The sequence below is a fragment of the Rhodococcus quanlei genome, from assembly GCF_055231015.1.
In genome coordinates this window covers 50416-65518 of record NZ_JBUYWD010000002.1, presented here as the reverse complement: position 1 = coordinate 65518, position 15103 = coordinate 50416, and the positions used below count along the sequence as shown (strand labels likewise).

The window sequence follows — 15103 nt, the reverse complement described above, 5'->3', positions numbered from 1 at the left end:
GGGTCCGAGCGAGCTTTCGTTCGCACCGTAGTCATGTCAGGGAAGTAGGACCGTCGAGCCGGTGGTGGCTCGCCCTTCGAGATCGCGGTGCGCGCAATGCGCCTGTGAGAGGGGGTACTCGCCGCCCACCCTCAGAGTCAACGAGCCGTCCGACAATGCGCCGAACACGTCGCCGGCGCGCCACTCGAGTTCGTCGCGGGTGCGTATGTGGTGCACGAGTGTGGGCCTCGTCAAGAAGAGTGACCCGCCCGAATTGAGTCGTTGTGGATCGATCGGGGGGACGGCACCGCTCGCGGCCCCGAACAACGCGACCGTGCCACGGATGCGTGTAGACGCCAGACTGGCATCGAAGGTGGAGGCGCCCACACCGTCGTAGACAGCCGCCGCGCCCTCTCCGTCGGTGAGGACGCGTACCCGCGATGCGATGTCGTCGTCGTACCGGAGGACCTCGTGGGCCCCGGCCTGGCGGGAGAGCTTCTCCTTGGCGTCCGTGGACACCGTGGTGACGACGCGAGCGCCCAGGATCACCGCCATCTGGGTGAGTAGCAATCCGACCCCACCGGCCCCGGCGTGTACGAGGACGGTGTCTCCCTGTTGGATCGGATAGGTCGAATGGGTCAGATAGTGCGCAGTCATGCCCTGCAGGAGGGCGCTCGCTGCGACCGGGGCCGGCACTGCGTCGGGCACGGACACCGCCACCGCGGCGGACACGCACACGAACTCCGCGTAGCTACCGGGCGCTGCGGCCCACGCGACTCGATCGCCGACCGAAAAGTTCGTGACCGCCGCGCCGACAGCGTCGACGACCCCCGAGCCTTCGTCGCCGGGAACGTAGGGGAGGGGACGCGAATAGGCGCCGGTCCGGAAGTAGGTGTCGATGTAGTTGATTCCGATTGCTTCGGTGCGGACGAGGAGATCATGTTCACCGGGAACAGGAGTGTCGATCTCGACCGGTTCGAGGACATCCGGGCCACCGTGGCGGTTCACCTGAATTGCACGCATGGGTTCCGTTCTACACCTACGGGCGAGTGCCGATTGCCACCCCAGTATTCTCGAAGCATGAGCACCGACACCACCAAATCGGACGCGACCGCCGACGGTACTGCGACCACCGGACCGAAGCTCCCGGAGCGAACAGTCAAGGCGATCGAGAAGTTTCTTGCCGAACACGGCGACTCCGCCAACGCCGTGATTCAGCCCATCGGACTGTCGGGGGTGCGCATCACCCTCGTCGGCGCCGACGGCATTCTCGGCGACCAGGTGGTTGCCGATCTGCCTACTGCGAACGCAGTCGTCGCATCGTTCGACACGATCACGGTGTCCGAGTGGGAGCGCTCGGTCACCAGCATCGTTACCCCGCGTGAGGGGCATTTTGCCAAGATGGCGGGATGGGTTGCCAAGCAGAAGCGTTTCCCGAAGGCGCGTAACGAGCGTTAGACGTTCGCACTCCGGTTCTGTACCGGAGTTTCGGTGGGCTGTGAGGCGCGCACGCGAGTGCGTCCCGCAGCCCACACTGCTGCCGTGGCCGCAGTGCACAGCCCTGCCCCGGCGACGTGGACGGTGACGAGCACAGCCGGAACGCCGGTGAAGTACTGCACCACTCCGACGAGTGCCTGAGCGACCACCAGGGCGAGCAGCACCTTCAGCCGCAGCATCACTGCGCGGGGGGCGGACGTTGCGTACAGCGCGAACACCAGGCCGATCAACAGCGCAAGGTACGCGATGAGGAACTGAGAGTGCAGGTGCACAAGCGTCACGATATCGACGTCCAGGCGCGGGACGATGCGGTCGACACTTTTGTCGCCGGCATGTGGTCCGGCGCCGGTGACGAGTGTTCCGGCCACCAACGTTCCCGCGAGTGCAACACCGGACAGGGCGGTCAGCCACCGCAGCGGGGTGGGCATCACCTGTGTCGGGATGCCGTCGTCGTGCTCGCTGACCTTGGCGAACATGACCGTTGCCACCCAGACCATGGCCATCGATGCCACGAGATGAATGGCAACCGTCCACCACAGCAGCCCGGTGAGAACGGTGATCCCTCCGATGATTGCCTGGACGACCGTCCCGAGCGGCATCAGCCACGCGTACACGAGCACTTCTTTGCGACGTCGTGCGCGCGTGACGGCCAGAACGATGAGCGCGGCGGCGATGACGACGACGAACGTCAGGAGCCGGTTTCCGAACTCCACCACTTGATGAATGACCGGAACCTCGCCGTGGAGCATCGGCGTGAGACTGCCCTCGAAGCACTGCGGCCACGTCGGGCAACCCAGCCCGGATGCGGTCACGCGGACCACCGCTCCGGTGACAGCGATGCCGCCCTGCGTGAGTATCACCACGAAGGCGAGAATTCGCTGCAGACGCGCAGACGGAAGTGGAAGTCGGTCGACCAGGCTCAGAAACCCGCGATATAGCACGTAAGCGATGGTAGTGGGCGATCAACTACAGCTTGTCGTTGGGTTTGCCGCAGGCCTCAGTCGCCGCGGACTCGGAGCAGCCCCGAAATGGTTCCTTGCAGGTAGGACCCAGACTCGGTGATCACGCCCGACATCTGCAGGGTGTCGTGTGCCATTGTTCCGGGCAACGGTGTGGAGCCGAGGACGTGGCCGTTTGCGGGATCGATCGCCACGAACGAGAAACCGTCGAGCGGTGTCGTGCGGTCGAACCCGCGGCGCACCACGGTGTAGATGGTGCCGTCACCGGTGGACAGGTGCGGAACCGCTGCACTGCGTACCGGGGCGTTCCACACCTGGCGGCACCCGGCCGGGTCGAGGTCGACACGCGTGAGACCTCCGCTGAAAGGAGCCGAGGGCGGAACAGCCGGACCGGCGGAATCCGGAGTCGCCGGATACGGGTAGCCGTACGTTCCGGCGACGTACACCGAGTTGCCGATACCGATGGGTGAGTTCTCGCTCCCGTCAGGTCGCTCGCTGCCGAGAACCGGGATGGTGCACACATCGGCTCCCGTGGACGACTCGAATACGCGTAGCGACACCGTCGGGTCTGCGTTGTCGACCACAGCGACGTAATCGCTACCGGTGGTGGGTCCGAAATAGGACGGGGTCGATCCGGTGCCCCAGCTGAGTTGCCCCGGTTTGCGGGCCGGCCCACGATCGTACGTTCGGCGCCAGTCGACGACGATCGTGTCGCCGACGAGATGCAGTTGGTAGAGGGCATGGGTGGTGGCAACAGCTGTTCCCGCGGGTGACGTCGAGATGCTGTTGTGCACCGCCTCTTCGGTCGGCAGCGCCGTAGAGTGCACTTTTCCGGACCTCTCCACCGCGCCGACGGTTCCGGAAGTCGTGGCGAACCAGACATTCCCGTCCCAGTCGGGGCTGAGTCCGGTGACGTGGTCACCAGGAGCCAGCGCGTGGGAGAGGTCGACTGCCTCGTCGATGCGGAATACCCATCGGCCGGCGGCATCCTGCGCGTGTGCGATCCGCAGCAATCGCTGCTCACCGTCCACGGCGACGAGACGATTCTGATGGTCGAGGTAGGCGTAAACGCCACCGAGCAACGACCCCTTCGTCAACTCGAACGAGGCCAGGGGTTTACCGAGAACCGACATCGGCGCGGTCGGATCGAAGAGGTGGAGTGTCGGCGTGCGACCGAGGATGGGGGTGCACAGAGTTACGACCAACCCATCCGATCCTTGCAAGATCGTGGGGCATGCGGCCGCCAGAGGCTGTGCGTCCACCGCATGTGGTCCGGCGCCCGGACCAGGGATCGGGGTCACGTCCGACGAGGCCGTGTCGCCGTGCATCGTGGCGGTTCCCGTTGGCCCGAGGAAGGGATTAGGGGGCGTGGTCGGGCCCCATGACGGAGTCGCCGAAAACTGCGGAGTCGCCGAAAACTGCGGAGTCGCCGAGAACTGCGGAGTCGCCGAGAACTGCGGAGTCGCCGAGAACTGCGGAGTGGCCGATGCCGGGGGTGCGCACAGTACGAGAACCGCGAGGACCACGACGAAGAGGGGGAACCTGTGGCGGCGCTTGGCGCTGGCGAGGTGCACCCGGCGACCATATGTGAAACAGGTGTGTGAAACGGTCGATTGGGACGAGAATTCAGATGAACTTGAACGTTCGGACGGCGACCGCGCCGGCGATGGCCGCCCACGTGGTGAGGACGACGACACTCAGCCAGTCGATCCCGTTGTCGAGTGCGGACCGAAGGGCGGTGGCCAGGGCACCGGAGGGGACGAGTCGTGCGGCCGTGTGCAGTGCGGCCGGGACATCGTCGGTGACGAAAACGATACTGCCGATACCCACCATCACGAACCATGCGATGTTTGCCAGAGCGAGTACGATCTCGGCGCGGAGTGTGCCGCCGAGAAGCAGGCCCATCGCGGCGAACGTAACCGTTCCGAGAGCGAGAATCACAGCTCCGAGTGCGAGGCCGGCGAGAGAAGGCCGCCATCCGAGCAGGAGTCCGATCGTGCCGATCAGCAGAGCCTGCAACGCCACCACCAGAACGACGGCAGCGCTCTTGCCTGCGATGATTCCCCACTTGGGGAGTGGGGTGGCGCCGAGACGTTTGAGGGCGCCGTATCGGCGGTCGAAACCGACGGCGATGGCCTGGCCGGTGAAAGCCGTCGACATCACGGCCACCATCATCACTGCCGGTACTACGGTGTCGACCCGGGTCGTGCCGAGGTCCCCGATCGGAAGCAGGCACAGTCCGATGAGCAGCGTGATCGGAATGAACATGGTGAGCAGCAGCTGTTCGCCGTTGCGGAGAAGGAGTTTGAGTTCGAGCGTGGTCTGCGCGCGCAACATCGAGGGGGCGCTGTTCGGGCGCGGATCGGGGACGAACGTGCCCTCGTCGAATCGGTTGCCGACCAGACGGTCACCCACACTCATCCCCTCAGTTCTTTGCCGGTGAGCTCGAGGAAGACGTCTTCGAGGCTCCGTTGATCTACTTTGAGCTCGCCCACGAGTGCGCCGAGGTCGGAGCACCACGTGGCGACGCGCGTGACGACGGCTGGGTCGATGGCACCTTCCACAACGTAGTTTCCCGGCGAGGATTCGTGGGCACGAAACCCGGCGGGGAGTGTCGATGTGAGCGAACCGACGTCGAGACCGGGACGTGTGGTGAGACGCAGCGTGCCTTCGGCGCCGTGCCGGGTCACCTGTGCGGGCGTTCCGGACGCCACGATCGAACCGTGGTCGATGATGACGAGTTCGTCTGCGAGTTCTTCTGCCTCGTCCATCAAGTGGGTGGTCAGGAGAACACTGACGCCGTCTCGGCGGAGTGCGTCGATCAGTTCCCACACGAGAAGGCGGGCTTGGGCGTCCAGTCCCGCGGTGGGTTCGTCGAGGAAGACCAGTTCGGGTCTGCCGACGAGTGCGCACGCCAGTGACAAGCGTTGTTGCTGGCCGCCGGACAGCCGTCGGTACGGTGTGCGACGCGCATCGTCGAGTCCGAGACAGCGGAGCAACCAATCGACGTCGAGGGGGTTTGCCGAGTACGCGGCCACCAGCTCGAGCATTTCGCCGGCCTTCGATCCGGGATAGGCGCCACCGCCCTGAAGCATGACGCCGATGCGGGAGCGTACCTCGCCGGAATCCGCGATCGGGTCGAGCCCGAGGACACGGACGGTGCCCGAATCGGGGTGAACGAATCCCTCGCACATTTCGACGGTGGTGGTCTTGCCTGCGCCGTTCGGGCCGAGCAGGGCGAGGACCTGCGACCGCTGCGCGGTCAGGTCGAGGCCGGCGACGGCACTCACACCGTCGTATGACTTCGACACGCCTTGCAGGCGCACTGCGGGGTCCGCCGATAGTGGCGCATTGGACGTCATGGGGAATCAGCGTAAGCGTCGGAGGTATCCGTGCGACCCGCTGCCCTGGCTTTCTGGGTGGAGGGTTCGACCCGCCAGGGCAGACGATTCCGTGTGATAACGATGAGCGTCCCGATGGTGAACAGGGTGGCAATCACTGCCTGAACGATGACGAAAGGCTGTACCTCGCCGCCTTTGGGCATGACGATCATGCTGACGATGGACGAGAAGATGACCGCGGGAATCCGGAACGCCCGGGTGGTCGCCCATGCCGCCAGTGGAAGGACGGCCCACAGTAGGTACCACGGCTGCACGACGGGGAACAGCAGCACGATCGCACCGACAGCGAGACCGAGAGCGCCGACGGCATGGATGCGTCCGTGCAGGACCGCGAACAGCATTCGGACCGTGATGAAGGCCGCAGCGACCGACGCGATCGGCCGGGTGAGGCCGAGAACGGCTGTGGTGTGGTCACCGAGACCGAGCAGAACACCACCCAGACCCGTTGCCATGCCGAGAAGCGTGGGGATGGACATCCAGCTTCGGACTTCGTTCGCCGTCCCCAACGTATGTATCCAGCCGATTCCGAGGCCGCTCGCGAGACTGACAGCGGCGGTGACGACAGCGGCGATCCCGGCCATCAATGTGGCAGCCATCAGTATTGATTTGACTGTGCCACCCCATCGTCTGGCGAGGGCCATCCCGACGAACCCGAGAGCGAGCAACGATGGGATCTTGATCGTGGAGGACAATGCGATGAGTACGGCACCGGCGACCAGGAGCCACATTCGTCGACCTCGGATGGGGTCCGAGTTCTCGATCGCTCGCAGTGCGAACTCGATTCCTGCCAGCATGAGTCCCAGCATGAGGGCCTCGTTGTGAATGCCGCCGACGAGGTGGAACAGCACGAGTGGATTGGCGGCGCCGAGCCACAGTGCTGCGACAGCCGACACGTGGCAACGCCGCGCGAGCCGCGGGAGTGCCCAGACGATCATTGCGACGCCGGCGATGGCGAGGAGGCGGTGCAAGAAGATGCCCGCAACAATGTTGTCGCCGGTCAGTGCGCTGATTCCCTCGCCCAGCCATAGGAAGAGGGGGCCGTAGGGCGCTGGGGTGTCACGCCAGATCGTGGGAACGGTACGCGTGAGCACATGGTCGACGCCCAGGGCGCCTGCGGGGCCGATCGCGTAGGGGTCGAGCCCGCGGGCCGCGATCTCGCTTTGCGCGAGGTATGAGTAGGAATCCTTGCTGAACAGTGGAGGGGCGATGGTGAGGGGAAGTATCCACAGGAGCAACGTGCGATCGAGTTGCGAGCGGCTGAGTTGCCGGCGGATGGGACCATGCGTGCTGCGTCCGAGGTTTCCGATCGCGAATCGGCCGAGCAGAAGCCATGCCAGTACCACCATCACCATTCCGGTCATGGTGAGAGTCAGTGCGGCGCTGGGCATGCGCGCCGGCAGTCCGAGCAGGCGTAGCCCCTGTACCGGATTTTGGAGTACTGGATGAGATCCTGCGCCGAGTGAACCGACGAGCATCAGCACCGCACCGGTCGCTCCGAAGCGTCGAACTCCACGGAATTGAGCGTTCTCACGGCTGTCGAGCGGAGGGGATTCGAGCAGTTCTGCGGACTCGGCGTCGTCGTGCAGGGCTTCGGCCACCGAGGGACGCTGGGTCCGGTTTCCTTCGCCGATCGGATACACGCCTGCGAGGAGACGCCGCAGGGAATCGAGCGGTTGCCGGCGGTCTACGAGCGGCTGCTGCCGCGGCGGCGGGTTCGCCGGAACGGGGGATTCCGGTGTCTCGGGTGTCTGCGGCACACAGGCAGCGTAGTCGTGGCAGCAGGTGCGCGGTCACACCCCGGCCCCTGGGGCGGTGAACAAGCGCGGGTGCCTCGATGTTCCCCGATGTCATGCAGGTAACCCTTAGTGGACCAGCTCGAGGAATTCCGTCACACTAGTGTTGTGAAAACGGATGCAACGCGACGCGTGATGGATGAAGGTGCAGGTCCTGCACCTTCATCGGACCCGTCGTCGCCTGTTGTGATCGGTCACGAAGGCCAAACCCGCGCCGCGGTGGTGAAGCTTCTCCTCGAAGAAGGGCCCGTCACCGCCTCGGATATCGGGCGTCGTCTCGGACTCAGCGCGGCGGGTGTCCGACGTCACTTGGACGCGCTTCTCGAATCCGGAGAAGCGCGTGAGGCCGCAACGGTCGCGGTACGGCATCGCGGTCGGGGCCGACCCGCCAAACACTTCCAGATCACTGCGCGTGGCCGCGGCCGCCTGGGGCACGCGTACGACGACCTTGCCGGCGCCGCGATGCGCCAACTGCGGGAGATCGGAGGTAACGCCGCCATCACCGAATTCGCTCGCCGCCGGGTCGACGCGATCGTCGGACGGGTACCTCCCACGGACGGCGATGACGGCGGGAATGTGGAAGAGACTGCGGGGGCCATCGCAGATGCCTTCACCGACGCCGGGTTCGCGGCGTCCGTCAGGCCGGTCGGCAACGGTGTTCAGATCTGCCAGCATCACTGTCCGGTGTCGCACGTGGCAGAGGAGTTTCCCGAATTGTGCGACGCCGAGCGCGACGCGTTCTCCGCGCTGCTCGGCACCCACGTCCAGAGGCTCGCCACCATCGCAAACGGTGACTGCGCCTGCACGACGCACATCCCACTCGGGCCGGGCCCGCCCGACCCTCCCTCGCAATAGCCCCGATGTCCCCCGGCGAACAGCCCTCGCCGGTTTCGTATCAAGACTCCGGAAGGAGCTCGCATGACCGTCGCATCAGATCAGGTCACTGCCCCGCAATCAGGCGCAGAGCCGCTGACTCAGGAAGAGACCATCGCGTCGCTCGGCCACTACGGCTACGGGTGGTCCGATTCGGACGAGGCCGGTGAAGCCGCCAAGCGTGGTCTGTCCGAGGCCGTCGTGCGCGACATCTCCGAAAAGAAGAGCGAGCCCGACTGGATGCTCGAAAGCCGGTTGCGCGCGCTCAAGACCTTCGACAAGAAGCCCATGCCGAACTGGGGCTCGAACCTCGAGGGAATCGACTTCGACAACATCAAGTACTTCGTGCGTTCGAGCGAGAAGCAAGCAGCGAACTGGGAAGATCTGCCCGAGGACATCAAGAACACCTACGACAAGCTCGGCATCCCGGAAGCCGAGAAGCAGCGGCTGGTCGCCGGTGTGGCCGCCCAGTACGAGTCGGAGGTCGTCTACCATTCGATCCGCGAGGACCTCGAGTCACAGGGGGTCATCTTCCTCGACACGGACTCGGGTCTGCGGGAACATCCCGAACTGTTCAAGGAGTACTTCGGAACGGTCATTCCGGCCGGAGACAACAAGTTCTCCGCGCTGAACACCGCGGTGTGGTCGGGTGGATCGTTCATCTACGTGCCGCCGGGAGTGCACGTCGACATTCCGCTGCAGGCCTACTTCCGCATCAACACCGAGAACATGGGCCAGTTCGAGCGGACGCTGATCATCGTGGACGAGGATGCCTCGGTGCACTACGTCGAGGGGTGCACGGCGCCCATCTACGACTCGGACTCGCTGCACTCGGCGGTCGTCGAGATCATCGTGAAGAAGGGTGGCCACTGCCGCTACACGACCATTCAGAACTGGTCGAACAACGTCTACAACCTGGTGACCAAGCGCACCAAGGTCGAGGAAGGCGGTTCGATGGAGTGGGTCGACGGCAATATCGGCTCGAAGGTCACCATGAAGTATCCGGCGGTGTGGATGATGGGCGAGCACGCCCGTGGCGAAGTTCTCTCCGTCGCCTTTGCCGGTGAGGGGCAGCACCAGGACACCGGCGCGAAGATGTTGCACCTGGCGCCGCACACGTCGTCGACCATCATCAGCAAGTCGGTGGCTCGCAGCGGTGGTCGCTCTTCCTACCGCGGCCTGGTTCAGGTCAACAAAGGTGCCAACGGGTCGAAGTCCACGGTCAAGTGTGACGCTCTGCTCGTCGACCAGATCAGTCGGTCGGACACCTACCCGTACGTGGACATCCGCGAGGACGACGTCACGATGGGGCACGAGGCGACCGTTTCGAAGGTCAGCGACGACCAATTGTTCTACCTCATGAGCCGCGGACTCACCGAAGACGAGGCCATGGCAACGGTGGTCCGTGGCTTCGTGGAGCCGATCGCCAAGGAACTCCCCATGGAGTACGCCCTGGAACTGAACCGCCTCATCGAACTGCAAATGGAAGGGGCGGTGGGTTAGTGACCACGCCAGAATCTGGTGTCCAGGATCGCGGCGTCATCGGCGCTGTAGCGGGGGAGAACCCCAGGGGGGCGGCAACGGGATCACCCATCGTGAACAAGGGTGAGGTGTTCACCTCGTTCGACGTGAACGCCTTCGAGATCCCAGGTGGACGTGACGAGGTGTGGCGCTTCACGCCCCTGCGGCGCCTGCGGGGCCTGCACGACGGAACGGCCGTCGCGTCAGGAGCGGCGACCGTCGAGGTCACCGAAACCGACGCCGTGACGGTGGAGACGGTGGCGCGGTCCGACGAGCGCCTCGGCCAAGCCGGGGTTCCCGCCGACCGTATCGCGGCACAGGCATACTCCTCGTTCGACTCGGCGACTGTGGTGACGGTGGGTCGTGAGGTCGAGGTGCCCGAGACCGTGAACATCGCCGTGACGGGTCCGGGGGAGAGCAAGGTCGCGTTCGGCCATCTTCAGATCCGTCTCGAACAGTTCGCGAACGCCACCGTGGTCCTCGATCACCGAGGAAGCGGAACATACGCAGAGAACGTCGAGTTCGTGCTCGGCGACAGCGCCAAGCTCACGGTTGTCGCTGTACAGGATTGGGCCGATGACGCCGTCCACGTCACCGCCCATCATGCTCGGCTCGGTCGCGATGCCGTGTTGCGTCATACCAACGTCAGCTTGGGCGGCGATCTGGTCCGCCTGACCGGGACGGTCAAGTACAGCGGCCCCGGTGGGGACGCCGAGATGCTCGGACTCTATTTCGCGGACGCCGGCCAGCATTTCGAGCAGCGGCTTCTGGTCGACCACGCGCAGCCCCACTGCAAGTCCAACGTCGTGTACAAGGGCGCTCTGCAGGGTGACCCGGAGTCGGGCAAGCCGGATGCGCACACCGTGTGGATCGGTGATGTTCTGATCCGTGCGGAGGCCGAAGGAACCGACACCTTCGAACTCAATCGCAACCTGGTTCTGACGGATGGTGCGCGCGCGGACTCGGTACCGAACCTCGAGATCGAGACAGGCGAGATTCTCGGTGCAGGTCACGCCAGCGCAACTGGTCGTTTCGACGACGAACAACTCTTCTACCTGCGTGCTCGTGGAATTCCCGAGGAGCAGGCGCGACGACTCGTCGTGCGCGGTTTCTTCCACGAGATCATCAACAAGATCGCGGTTCCCGAACTGCGAGAGCGTCTCGAAGCAGCAGTCGAAACCGAACTCGCCGCCGTGGGCGTCTGACGCATCAGCTACCGCTAACCCTCATATTTCGAAGGAACACCATGACTACCCCTGACAGCACCACTCCCGAGAACTGGGTTCTCGAAGTCCGTGACCTGCACGTCGATGTGGCGAACACCGACGCAACCGCAGATCCGATCCACATCCTCAAGGGTGTGAACCTCACGGTTCGTTCCGGCGAAACCCACGCGATCATGGGCCCGAACGGGTCCGGCAAGTCGACGTTGTCGTATGCCATCGCCGGACACCCCAAGTACCAGGTCGTCTCGGGTTCGATCACGCTCAACGGTGAGGACGTGCTCGAGATGAGCGTCGACGAGCGGGCACGCGCAGGCCTGTTCCTGGCCATGCAGTACCCCGTCGAGGTTCCGGGCGTGTCCATGTCCAACTTCCTGCGAACCGCTGCCACCGCGGTTCGCGGTGAGGCTCCGAAGCTCCGTCACTGGGTGAAGGAGGTCAAGGAGTCGATGAGCGAACTCGACATCGATCCCGCGTTCGGTGAGCGCAGCGTCAACGAAGGCTTCTCCGGTGGCGAGAAGAAGCGCCACGAGATCCTTCAGCTCGGACTCCTCAAGCCGAGGATCGCCATCCTCGACGAAACCGACTCCGGTCTCGACGTGGACGCACTCCGGGTCGTATCCGAAGGTGTCAATCGGTACAAGGAACGCGAGCACGGCGGCATCCTCCTCATCACGCACTACACGCGGATTCTGCGCTACATCACGCCGGACTTCGTCCACGTGTTCGTCGACGGCCAGGTCGTCGAGTCGGGTGGACCCGAACTGGCAGACGAGCTCGAGGCCAACGGGTACGAGCGTTTCACCCGGGCAGCGGCAGGTCAGGGGGCGTAAAAACAGATGACCACCACGGTGCGCGCACTGGACGTGACCAGGATCCGGGAGGACTTCCCGATCCTGGGGCGGACTGTGCGCGACGGAAAGCGACTCGTCTACCTCGATTCCGGGGCAACGTCACAGCGGCCCAATCAGGTACTCGACGCGGAGCGCGAGTTCCTGACCACGTGTAACGCGGCGGTTCACCGTGGTGCTCATCAGCTCGCCGAGGAGGCCACGGACGCATACGAGGGCGCCCGCGAACTCATCGCGGACTTCGTGGGCGCGGATTCGGACGAGTTGGTGTTCAGCAAGAACGCCACCGAATCTCTCAACCTGGTCACGTACGTGCTCGGCGACGAGCGGTTCGAGCAGTCGGTCGGCCCTGGTGACGAGATCGTGATCACCGAACTCGAGCATCACGCGAATCTGATTCCGTGGCAGGAACTGGCGCGTAAGACGGGGGCGACACTGCGTTGGTACGGCGTTACCGACGATGGCCGAATCGACCTCGATTCGCTGGAACTGACCGACGCGGTGAAGGTCGTCTCCTTCACCCACCAGTCGAACGTGACCGGTGCAGTGGCACCGGTCGAGGAGGTGGTCCGACGGGCCAAGGCGGTGGGTGCACTCGTGGTGCTCGATGCCTGCCAGTCGGTCCCGCATGCCGCGGTGGACTTTCATGCGCTCGGCGTGGATTTCGCAGCCTTCTCCGGACACAAGATGCTGGGGCCGTCGGGGGTGGGTGTTCTCTACGGTCGTCGCGAGTTGCTGACCGCAATGCCGCCGTTCATCACGGGCGGTTCGATGATCGAAACGGTCACCATGGAGGCAACCACGTACGCTGCGCCACCTCAGCGGTTCGAGGCGGGCGTTCCCATGACGTCGCAGGTGGTCGGTCTCGGTGCAGCAGTGCAGTATCTGAGCGATATCGGTATGGACGCGGTCGCCGCGCACGAGCACACCCTCACCGCTGCAGCACTGGAAACGCTCAGTGCGATTCCCGGCGTGCGAATCATCGGACCTGCCACGCCGTACAATCGTGGGGGAGCGGTGGCCTTCGTCGTCGATGGGATTCATGCCCACGACCTCGGCCAGATCCTGGACGACGAGGGTGTCGCAATCCGCGTGGGCCATCACTGCGCGTGGCCCCTGCATCGCCGGTTCGGCGTGGCGGCGACCGCACGCGCTTCTTTTGCGCTGTACAACACGCTCGACGAGGTTGCCGCTCTCGGCGCTGCCGTACGTCGAGCCCGTGAGTTCTTCGGGGTGGACGACTGATGCGAATGGAACAGATGTACCAGGAAGTGATCCTGGACCACTACAAGCATCCGCACGCGCGCGGGTTGCGTGAGCCGTTCGGCGCGGAAGTTCATCACGTCAACCCGACCTGCGGCGACGAAGTGACGCTCCGCGTGCAGATCGCCGATGACGGCACTGTGGCCGATGTTTCCTACGACGGTCAAGGTTGTTCGATCAGTCAGGCAGCTACATCGGTGCTCACCGATCAAGTGACCGGTAAGCCTGTCGGTGAGGCGCTCGAGATCGTCTCTGCATTCGGCGAGATGGTCGGAAGCCGCGGCACCGTCGAAGGTGACGAGGATGTGCTCGGCGATGGGATCGCCTTCGCCGGAGTTTCGAAGTATCCGGCACGCGTGAAATGTGCGTTGCTGGGATGGATGGCATTCAAGGATGCGGTTGTTCGTATCCGTGCATACGAACCCGCTGACGACGAACCCGCTCGAATCGGAGGACCAACATCATGAGTGAGACTCAGACGCCGGATGCCGGCCCGGAGGCCGAAGGAACCGAGACCACCTCGTCGGGAACGGTGCCTCCCGTCGAACGTCTCGAGGATCTCGAGGAGGCCATGCGCGACGTGGTCGACCCGGAACTTGGCATCAACGTCGTGGACCTGGGTCTCGTCTACGGGATCACCGAGGATGACGGCGTCGTCACGATCGATATGACGTTGACTTCCGCGGCCTGCCCACTCACCGATGTGATCGAGGACCAGGCACGTGGAGCACTCGTTCGTAGCGGTGTGTGTGACGAGATGAAGATCAATTGGGTCTGGCTGCCACCGTGGGGTCCCGACAAGATCACCGACGACGGACGCGAGCAGCTCCGCGCTCTCGGATTCACCGTCTAGAAATCCTCCCGTAGCTCAGCCGGTCTTGCGGGCTGAGCTACGACCGACCGCCTTCTTGGTGGGTTTGGGCGGCCTCTTGGCGTCCGACTTACCCGAGGAGGCGGCCATTCCTGCGGCTTCCACGCTGCGTTGCAAGGCCGCGACGAGATCCACCACTTCGGCATCTTCGTCTGATTTTTCGGCTGACGAGACCTTGACCACCTTCTTGCCACCCGAGCTGATCATTTCGTCCAGGAGTTCGCGCAGTTGCACCTGGTATTCGTCGGTGTAGGCGGCCGGCTCGAAGTCGTCGGCCATGCTCTCGACCAGGGTTTCGGCCATCGTCAGTTCCTTGGGCTTGGGTTTATCGACATTGTCGAGGGTGGGGAACTCGGCGGCCCGGACCTCGTCCGGCCACAACAGTGTCTGTATGACGAGCACGCCATTCCGAGATCGCATTGCGGCAAGGCGCGTGCGCTGGCGAAGGGTGAAGTGCACGAGTGCCGTGCGGTCGCTTTCGGCGAGTGTGGTGGCCAGAAGCACGTACGCCTTGGGTGAGCTCGCATCCGGCTCGAGGAAATAGCTCTTCTCGAACAGGATCGGATCGATCTGGTCGGTCGGAACGAACTGCAGAACCGGAATCTCGTGCTTTTCTGCTGCGGGGAGCTTGTCGAAGTCGTCGTTGTCCAAAATGACGCGAACCCCGTCATCGGATTCGTAGGCCTTGTCGATGTCTGCGTACTGGATGACATTTCCGCACTCGGAGCACACGCGGTTGTACTTGATTCGCCCGCCATCCTTGGCGTGGACCTGATGAAAGCGAATGTCGTGGTCTTCTGTCGCCGAGTAGACCTTGACCGGCACATTGACTAGGCCGAACGCTATCGAGCCTTTCCATATGGAACGCATGC

Annotated in this window: 15 protein-coding genes; 8 read left to right on the top strand and 7 right to left on the bottom strand. The window is 64.2% G+C overall.

All coding sequences use genetic code 11. The annotated features are described in order from the left end of the window. Positions 1-36: 36 nt before the first annotated feature. Complete coding sequence (locus ACZI8Q_RS01075) at positions 37-1002, bottom strand: quinone oxidoreductase family protein (RefSeq protein WP_463371654.1); 966 nt, start codon at positions 1000-1002, stop codon at positions 37-39. A 57-nt stretch (positions 1003-1059) separates the two neighbouring features. Here ACZI8Q_RS01075 and ACZI8Q_RS01070 point away from each other — a divergent pair, with 57 nt between their 5' ends. After that, positions 1060-1437 carry a hypothetical protein gene (locus ACZI8Q_RS01070; RefSeq protein ID WP_463371653.1) on the top strand — a complete coding sequence of 126 codons (378 nt, stop codon included), beginning with the start codon at positions 1060-1062 and terminating at the stop codon, positions 1435-1437. Here ACZI8Q_RS01070 and ACZI8Q_RS01065 read toward each other — a convergent pair. The 5 genes from ACZI8Q_RS01065 to mptB are packed head-to-tail and all read right to left on the bottom strand — an operon-like array spanning position 1434 to position 7497. Further along, positions 1434-2417 carry a COX15/CtaA family protein gene (locus ACZI8Q_RS01065; RefSeq protein ID WP_463371652.1) on the bottom strand — a complete coding sequence of 328 codons (984 nt, stop codon included), beginning with the start codon at positions 2415-2417 and terminating at the stop codon, positions 1434-1436. The two genes, ACZI8Q_RS01070 and ACZI8Q_RS01065, sit on opposite strands and share 4 nt — an antisense overlap. 56 nt (positions 2418-2473) lie before the next feature. Then, the gene (locus ACZI8Q_RS01060) at positions 2474-4009 is read right to left on the bottom strand and encodes a hypothetical protein (protein ID WP_463371651.1); all 1536 of its coding nucleotides are present in this window, start codon (positions 4007-4009) and stop codon (positions 2474-2476) included. Between the two features lie 52 nt (positions 4010-4061). Further along, a complete protein-coding gene (locus ACZI8Q_RS01055) occupies positions 4062-4856 on the bottom strand; it encodes an ABC transporter permease (RefSeq protein WP_463371650.1) in 795 nt (264 codons plus the stop codon). Further along, entirely contained in the window at positions 4853-5797 is a 945-nt protein-coding gene (locus ACZI8Q_RS01050; protein ID WP_463371649.1) for an ABC transporter ATP-binding protein, read from the bottom strand. The genes ACZI8Q_RS01055 and ACZI8Q_RS01050 overlap by 4 nt, the downstream gene beginning before the upstream one ends. Continuing rightward, complete coding sequence (gene mptB, locus ACZI8Q_RS01045) at positions 5794-7497, bottom strand: polyprenol phosphomannose-dependent alpha 1,6 mannosyltransferase MptB (RefSeq protein ID WP_463371778.1); 1704 nt, start codon at positions 7495-7497, stop codon at positions 5794-5796. The genes ACZI8Q_RS01050 and mptB overlap by 4 nt, the downstream gene beginning before the upstream one ends. A 204-nt stretch (positions 7498-7701) precedes the next feature. Between mptB and ACZI8Q_RS01040 the strand changes: the two genes are divergently transcribed. The 7 genes from ACZI8Q_RS01040 (at position 7702) to ACZI8Q_RS01010 (ending at position 14213) form a co-directional block, all read left to right on the top strand. After that, positions 7702-8484 carry a helix-turn-helix transcriptional regulator gene (locus ACZI8Q_RS01040; protein ID WP_463371648.1) on the top strand — a complete coding sequence of 261 codons (783 nt, stop codon included), beginning with the start codon at positions 7702-7704 and terminating at the stop codon, positions 8482-8484. 63 nt (positions 8485-8547) lie between these two features. Beyond that, on the top strand, positions 8548-10005 hold the full coding sequence (gene sufB, locus ACZI8Q_RS01035; protein ID WP_463371647.1) for a Fe-S cluster assembly protein SufB: 1458 nt from the start codon (positions 8548-8550) through the stop codon (positions 10003-10005). Continuing rightward, positions 10005-11228 carry a Fe-S cluster assembly protein SufD gene (gene sufD, locus ACZI8Q_RS01030; RefSeq protein ID WP_463371646.1) on the top strand — a complete coding sequence of 408 codons (1224 nt, stop codon included), beginning with the start codon at positions 10005-10007 and terminating at the stop codon, positions 11226-11228. Before sufB ends, sufD begins: the two co-directional genes overlap by 1 nt. 41 nt (positions 11229-11269) lie before the next feature. Beyond that, positions 11270-12079, top strand: a complete 810-nt coding sequence (gene sufC / locus ACZI8Q_RS01025; protein WP_463371645.1) for a Fe-S cluster assembly ATPase SufC — start codon at positions 11270-11272, stop codon at positions 12077-12079. Between the two features lie 6 nt (positions 12080-12085). Beyond that, positions 12086-13342, top strand: coding sequence for a cysteine desulfurase (locus ACZI8Q_RS01020; protein ID WP_463371644.1), 1257 nt, complete (start codon positions 12086-12088; stop codon positions 13340-13342). After that, a complete protein-coding gene (gene sufU / locus ACZI8Q_RS01015) occupies positions 13342-13827 on the top strand; it encodes a Fe-S cluster assembly sulfur transfer protein SufU (protein ID WP_463371643.1) in 486 nt (161 codons plus the stop codon). Before ACZI8Q_RS01020 ends, sufU begins: the two co-directional genes overlap by 1 nt. Next, positions 13824-14213 carry a metal-sulfur cluster assembly factor gene (locus ACZI8Q_RS01010; protein WP_463371642.1) on the top strand — a complete coding sequence of 130 codons (390 nt, stop codon included), beginning with the start codon at positions 13824-13826 and terminating at the stop codon, positions 14211-14213. The genes sufU and ACZI8Q_RS01010 overlap by 4 nt, the downstream gene beginning before the upstream one ends. Positions 14214-14228: 15 nt before the next feature. Here the strand turns inward: ACZI8Q_RS01010 and ku are convergent, their stop codons facing one another. Further along, positions 14229-15101: a non-homologous end joining protein Ku gene (gene ku, locus ACZI8Q_RS01005; RefSeq protein WP_463371641.1), complete on the bottom strand. Its 873-nt coding sequence runs from the start codon at positions 15099-15101 to the stop codon at positions 14229-14231. Positions 15102-15103: the final 2 nt, after the last annotated feature.

Bases quoted from the DNA above. Each gene is read 5' to 3' on its own strand.
- ACZI8Q_RS01075 (WP_463371654.1), bottom strand. From the start codon at position 1,002: ATGCGTGCAATTCAGGTGAACCGCCACGGTGGCCCGGATGTCCTCGAA.
- ACZI8Q_RS01070 (WP_463371653.1), top strand. From the start codon at position 1,060: ATGAGCACCGACACCACCAAATCGGACGCGACCGCCGACGGTACTGCG.
- ACZI8Q_RS01055 (WP_463371650.1), bottom strand. From the start codon at position 4,856: ATGAGTGTGGGTGACCGTCTGGTCGGCAACCGATTCGACGAGGGCACG.
- ACZI8Q_RS01050 (WP_463371649.1), bottom strand. From the start codon at position 5,797: ATGACGTCCAATGCGCCACTATCGGCGGACCCCGCAGTGCGCCTGCAA.
- sufB (WP_463371647.1), top strand. From the start codon at position 8,548: ATGACCGTCGCATCAGATCAGGTCACTGCCCCGCAATCAGGCGCAGAG.
- sufC (WP_463371645.1), top strand. From the start codon at position 11,270: ATGACTACCCCTGACAGCACCACTCCCGAGAACTGGGTTCTCGAAGTC.
- ACZI8Q_RS01020 (WP_463371644.1), top strand. From the start codon at position 12,086: ATGACCACCACGGTGCGCGCACTGGACGTGACCAGGATCCGGGAGGAC.
- sufU (WP_463371643.1), top strand. From the start codon at position 13,342: ATGCGAATGGAACAGATGTACCAGGAAGTGATCCTGGACCACTACAAG.
- ACZI8Q_RS01010 (WP_463371642.1), top strand. From the start codon at position 13,824: ATGAGTGAGACTCAGACGCCGGATGCCGGCCCGGAGGCCGAAGGAACC.
- ku (WP_463371641.1), bottom strand. From the start codon at position 15,101: ATGCGTTCCATATGGAAAGGCTCGATAGCGTTCGGCCTAGTCAATGTG.